We start from the raw sequence: 6,001 nt of genomic DNA, 5'->3' as shown, positions 1-6,001 counted from the left end.
ACGGCGATGCGCGCTTTGTGGAAGCCGATCTTCTTCGACAGCCGCACGCCCCAGTCCTTAAGCGAACTGAACGTTTTGGTGGCCGCCATCATCACGGTGGCAGCGTTGACCAGGTGGGTGCGGGTCACCCTCAAATTCGCTCATGGCAATGGCCGGGTGTCTCAACTGGACCTGCCTGGTATAGAAAGCGAGCCCGCCCGCATGATCTACAGCCATGCCCAATCGCAAGAGCAGGCCTGGGAAGAGAAGCGTCGCGTTCGTGCCATCGAAGAGGTTCGCGCTGCCGCTGGCGGTGTGACGGTCCATGCTGCGGCACCTGCGGGGGCGACTATGACCGGTGGCAATCGCATGCTCGACGAGATCACCCAGGCCAAGCAGCTTTTCGACAGCGGCGCGATCAGCGACGCCGAGTTCCAAGAGATGAAGTCTAAAATTCTCGGCGCTGCTTAAGCAATGAATGGGCGGGGGCGCGGCTCCCGCCCAAATCCTTTTCTAGCCAACGAGCATCGCATCACATGTTCAGGGCTGTGCAGATCAGCTAGGCTTGGTTTCCCACCACTCGGGCCACTCAACCGTGAGCGGTTTTCGCGTGGCCGCCAATACCACCTCCTGCTCCTCAATAGTTAAGCGCCGATCTCCCAACCGTGCGAGTGCTGCCTGCACAAGCCACGGCTCAATGACCCACCGCGCTAGCACCTGAGATCGATCGAGGAGAAGCGCCATGCCGAGCTTACGCATGGGTTTTTCCACCTCTCCATCTTTGGCATAGATTGTGAAAAAGATCTTTCGACGCGCAAACTGGACCGTGCTGACTTGCGGCTTCTCTAGGGCTTCCATCGCTATAGCTCTTAATGGACCCTCCTTCGCTAAGCCCCGTGCATAAAGCTGCAGGATAAAAGCTTCATCGGCAGAAACTCGGCGCCTGTGCTTCCCTTCGACGATCAGGGCCTCACGGCCTAAAACAGCTTCATGCGGAAGCAACCTTTTACGTCCAGGCGGTCGACCTTTCGGGTTTCCCGATTTTCCCTTTTCGAATTGGGACGCAACCGGCGGACGCTTATGCCCGACCTCGTATGTGGGCTCGTCATCCATTGCCGGTCTCCTTTGGCCAGAACACTTGCTCGGGATGATCTGTATGCCTGCGAAATTCAGCTAAATCGCCTCTCTGGAGGGTGACATCGAATCGATGAAGCGCGGCCTGGACTGCCCAACTTTGGATACGGAGGTAAGGCCGATCGCCCTTGCTGGCGGCCTCGTCTTCCACCGCGATCCCAAGCAACAGCAGAGCGTCGTCGACGGGCACGCCATTTTGATTTTCACCCTCGATAATCGGAAGATTGATTGGTCGGACGGTAAGCTTATTCTTCGCCGCCTCGCGCTCATCGATCCATTTCAAAACCTTACGAACGGCAGCAATCTTGCCGTCCAACGCGTCCTGATATGTCTTGAATTGCAAGGCCTCCTTGGCAGTCAGCTTCTGCCGTTTCCCACCGACTTCCAAGGTTATCCGCCGCTCCAACAGCGAGGCGTACGCCGACCTATGCTCCTCCTTTTTGGCGCGAGGCTTTCGCTGTTTTGAGGACTCATTGGGCATCGGACGCCCCTGCACTTAGCAACTTCGGCGTGCCATTGGTCATAGCAACCCAACGATCGACTGCGAGATCGACGTAGACCGGATCGATATCCAAGCCTCTGAAGCGCCGGCCGGCGCGTTCACATGCGATGAGCGTAGTGCCGGCCCCGATGAAAATATCCAGCACTAGATCGTTGGGACGCGTCACATCCTGGATGGCGTCAGCGACCATCGCGACGGGCTTGACCGTCGGATGAAGGTCGAGGTCGCTTCGACGACTCCCCTTGAAACTATTGACCGATGCATAGTCCCAGACGTTAGTCCGATTACGACCGTGGCGCCCAAGCTCAACCGTGTTCAAATGAGAAGCACTGCCAACACGGTAGACGAACACAAGCTCGTGCTTCGATCGATAGAGCGAGCCCATACCGGCATTGGACTTGTTCCAGATGCACAGGTTAAGCTGCTCACCGTATAGCTCGGATCCGACGGCGGACACGTCATCGTGGTGTCGCCAGTCCATGCAGACGAAATGTACCGCGCCATCGCGAGATACCGCTGCGCATGTACCGAGCGTTTCCTTCAAAAATGTTCGGAAGGCCGCGACGCTCATCTCCCCCGAAGCCATCGCAAACTCGCGGTGCTTGCTTTTGACGTTAGCATGCCCCTGGATTTTCACATTGTACGGCGGGTCAAGGAAGGCACAGTCTATTCTCTGATCTTCACCGACGATTTCACGAAGGAAGTCCAAATCGCGGCCGTCACCGCAACCGATACGGTGATTGCCCAGCTCCCATATGTCACCAAGCTGGGTCCGAGGTTTAGTGCGAGTTGCCGGGATAACTTCGTCATCGGGGTCGGCGCCAGGATCGAGAATGACGTTGATCTCGCCGGTCGAAAAGCCAGTGAGATTAAGGTCAATCTCGACGTCCAACGCCGTCAGGTCGGCTATCTCCACACGAAGGAGATCGACGTCCCAGCCGGAGTTGAGGGCGATCTTGTTGTCGGCAAGCCGCAGAGCTCGCACCTGCTTCTCAGACAGGCGACGCAATTCGATCACCGGTACTACGGTTAAGCCCAGTTCAAGTGCAGCAAGCAGTCGTCCATGGCCGGCGATGACGACGTTGGCACCGTCCACCAAAATCGGATTAGTGAATCCGAATTCCCGGATGGATGCCGTGAGCTGTTCGACCTGCTTTTTTGGATGGGTACGGGCATTTGTCCGGTGAGGCACGAGCGTCTTCGGATTGCGCATGATTATCGCGATTGGTTCGCCAGCCATTTGTAAAAACCCGGAATCATTGGTGCTCATGCCTCAGGCTAACAGGCGACCAACTAATCGACAACGTCGCCCCAGCCGCCCTCTGCGCGAAATTAGGGTCCAAGTCTGATCGGTGACATCGGCACCCTGATAGAGCGTGCTAAACTCCCTGCACGTTTTGAAAAACTCCCTATTATTTTTCCATAATATTTTTCGCTCCAATGACTAAATTTCGCCTAAAGCGCTGAGTTTGCGTGAAATAAAGTCAGCCATCCAAAGGTACATCCGCGAAATTTGGCTAAAACGCGCAAAAACTCCCTGTTATTGCGCTCAGACCGGTTCGCTGGGGACTGCCCACTGCACCATTTAACCTTCGTCAACTGAGGAAGGGCCGAGCGTAACAGCCCGCTTGAGGGCCCTTTTTGGGGCTCCCTCTGCGTCAAAACGACCCGCACTGACCGCAGCTGCGCTTATCGGCGGCGCGCTGCCGCTGGCTCACCAGGTCGCGCAAGCCCGTGCGCCAAACGGCATGCGGACGACGGACGATGGACAATGTCGCGATCGTCGTCGCCGAACATAATGGCGGCATCAGCATCATCCGGAAGGACTAGCATATCCGCAGTCCTCGCTTCAGCCCCACCGAACGTCGGTAGGGTCAGTCGGCGCTTACCAGCGCCTGCTCGATTTCGGCTACGGTGTGCCCCGTCAGATCTTTGGCCACCTCGCCAGCCAGGCGGTGCTGAACCTCCTTGTGGTAATGCTTGCGCAATTCTCCCAGTGTCTTTGGAGGTGCCACGATGATCAGCGTTTCGAAATCGTTCGAAAGAGCGCGCTTCCTTAGCATTTCGGCGATCTCGCTTGCGAAGCGGTCTTCCTCGAGCTGGTGGAAATCGGTCTCCCCCATGCTGCCGCGCGACGGAACAAATTGCGCGCCCCCGCCCCGCGCATGCATTGAGCCATTTTGTGCGGCGGCGGGCGCCCCAGGACCGGATTGGGTGGACGATGCCTGCCCGGAGGAGTCACGCTTCTGATCGGAATCCTTCGGGTTCTCGTGAATCTCCTTGCGCTCTACCTGAAGATTCAGATGTTCTGCGTCGCCTTCATTGCGAAGGAACAGCATCTTGCGCCCGTCGGCTATGACGACAAAAGCATTGTAGGGGACCTGCACGCCGCTTCTCCGTAACAGTGAACAGGACCAACGCCCTGCCCGCCTCATGGTTGCGACCTGACGGTGCAAAAGCGTTTGCCGCCACGGACGGCTGCATGCGCGGAAAAGGGCGCGCTGACTGCACTGATCACTCCTCCAGGGCTGAATATTCGCACGGTCGACCGCGCTAATTTGCTGACTCCAACCCAGGTGAAGGAGCCACGACCGGAAGCATGTCAGCCATGTCTCGCCCGCAGGTCATGACGCAGCTTCAGCGGATAAACCAAGGCTCGGATACTCTCTGCCTCTGCTCACAGGATCGCCAAAGCCCTTCACCCCAGACTGAACGCTACTCGGAGACCCATCATGTTTCGGACCGTTGCTTTTGTAGTTGTGGCAGCCTGGGGGGTGAGAGCCCTTCTGAAATATTCGCGAGCGGCCGCCGACCGGGACTCATCGGGCAATCACGACGAGCCCGACCAAGAAAGTACGGCCGCCTCGGCATCGAACCCGCTCCCCCGCGGCCACAGGCCTCTGGATCTTGGCGGCGATTCACATCCTGACGGCGGCAGCCGAGCTGAGGAACACTATCGACCCGATCCGCACGCCGAAGTTTCGCCCGCCGACAGGGAGAGCTTGCGCCCTGTCACGGTGCCGGTGGGATAGCTTAGACAGCCATCCAGTGCAGCTACGCATGATGACGCGGCATTCACAGTGCGCGCCGTGATTGTGGCGGCTGACCCGAAATCGTCGTCGGGGCGGCAAATGAGTCCGTCGCGTCAGGCGCCTGTTGCCCGGTCAGGCCTCAACCATATCGATCTGGTTGAGCAGCCGCAGAAACTCGACCTCGCCTGGGTCATGGGGCGCGCCGCTATTATCGAAGATGTCGTGGAACCAGGCGTCCTTCAGACCTTCGATATTAGGATTTTCCCAGGCCTCCCACGGCAAGTGCGTCTGCGTTTTGCCCTTCACGAGGCCCCAGCAGAAGGCGCCCACCTTGAGCTCCTTGGCGGCGGGCAGGATCGCCTGGAAGGTGCTTCCTGCGGGCCGTGCCATGAACTCGGTGCACATCATCGGCCGGCCGAACGTCTTCAGCCACTTCACTCGCTGGATGAAATCTTCCGCGACACCATAATTGTGGAAGGAGATCACATCGGAATGACCGGTCTGCGCCTGCTGGATAGGACTCAGCAAATCCGGCGCGGACCAGTCGCCCAGCCAGATGCCGCTGGTCAGAGGCTGGACGGGATCCATCGCGCGCGCCCAGCCGAAAGCCGCGATAAGCAGCGGTACGACGAGGTCGGCCTTCGCCCGAAGCGCGGCGGGATCGCATAGCGCGACCTCCGGGCCATTGTCGGGCTCGTTCCATATGTCCCAGGCGAGAACCCGCGGGTCATTGGCGAAGCGCGTGACGACCCCCTTTACATAGGCTTCGAGACGGCGGTGCTCGCCCGCGTTCCGCAGCGCCGGAACCCCTGGCGACTGAACCCAGCCGGAATTATGCACGCCGTCGCGTGGCTGGGGCTGCGGCCCCAGGGCGGGCTCGGGATGCCAGCAGGAGTCGAACAGCACCAGCATCGTGCGAATGCCATGGCGATCCGCCAGCGCCAGGAACGCATCCACCCGATTCAAGAAGCCATCGGCGTCGTCGAGCCATAGCAGATCATGGAGATAGACGCGGACGGCGTTCATCCCGACCGATGCGGCAAGACCCAATTCACGATCGATCGTTTCGGGATCGAACGTCTCGGCCTGCCACATTTCCAGTTGATTGATTGCATTGGACGGGGTGAAATTGCACCCGACCAGCCAGGGAAGCGCCGCAAACCAGGCGCGCGCCGCCTCCGGAGTCCACCGTTCACTCATCCCGCCCCACTCCGCAAGACACTCTACAGCACACAAAAGGAGCCTGGGCTCCCACGCTGCCAAATAGAGGCCCGGCTTGGGCGAGACAAGATAATTGATCGAGGTTAATTGTAGAAAAGTCTAATCATTCCGGATGCTTATCGATAATCCAGGG

Annotated in this window: 6 protein-coding genes; 1 reads left to right on the top strand and 5 read right to left on the bottom strand. The window is 58.7% G+C overall.

Annotation, left to right across the window (positions count from 1 at the left end):
• The coding region (locus tag WP12_RS25395; RefSeq protein WP_160299249.1) for an SHOCT domain-containing protein at window positions 1-450 on the top strand (450 nt) is incomplete at its 5' end.
• Window positions 451-534: 84 nt separating this feature from the next.
• On the opposite strand, the gene WP12_RS25000 is transcribed toward WP12_RS25395, so the two are convergent.
• From WP12_RS25000 to WP12_RS18365, 5 genes are all read right to left on the bottom strand, one after another.
• Window positions 535-1,092: a DUF5681 domain-containing protein gene (locus WP12_RS25000; RefSeq protein ID WP_046195135.1), complete on the bottom strand. Its 558-nt coding sequence runs from the start codon at window positions 1,090-1,092 to the stop codon at window positions 535-537.
• Window positions 1,085-1,594, bottom strand: coding sequence for a DUF5681 domain-containing protein (locus tag WP12_RS18380; RefSeq protein WP_152664072.1), 510 nt, complete (start codon window positions 1,592-1,594; stop codon window positions 1,085-1,087). Before WP12_RS18380 ends, WP12_RS25000 begins: the two co-directional genes overlap by 8 nt.
• A complete protein-coding gene (locus WP12_RS18375) occupies window positions 1,584-2,885 on the bottom strand; it encodes a site-specific DNA-methyltransferase (protein ID WP_200894553.1) in 1,302 nt (433 codons plus the stop codon). Before WP12_RS18375 ends, WP12_RS18380 begins: the two co-directional genes overlap by 11 nt.
• Before the next feature lie 604 nt (window positions 2,886-3,489).
• Window positions 3,490-4,002, bottom strand: a complete 513-nt coding sequence (locus tag WP12_RS18370) for a host attachment family protein (RefSeq protein WP_046195133.1) — start codon at window positions 4,000-4,002, stop codon at window positions 3,490-3,492.
• 777 nt (window positions 4,003-4,779) lie between these two features.
• On the bottom strand, window positions 4,780-5,847 hold the full coding sequence (locus WP12_RS18365) for a cellulase family glycosylhydrolase (protein WP_046195132.1): 1,068 nt from the start codon (window positions 5,845-5,847) through the stop codon (window positions 4,780-4,782).
• Window positions 5,848-6,001 lie beyond the last annotated feature (154 nt).

This window comes from Sphingomonas sp. SRS2, assembly GCF_000971055.1.
Classification (GTDB): domain Bacteria; phylum Pseudomonadota; class Alphaproteobacteria; order Sphingomonadales; family Sphingomonadaceae; genus Rhizorhabdus.
Note: the sequence above shows the minus strand (reverse complement) of the source record. Positions and strands in the feature narration are given on the sequence as shown.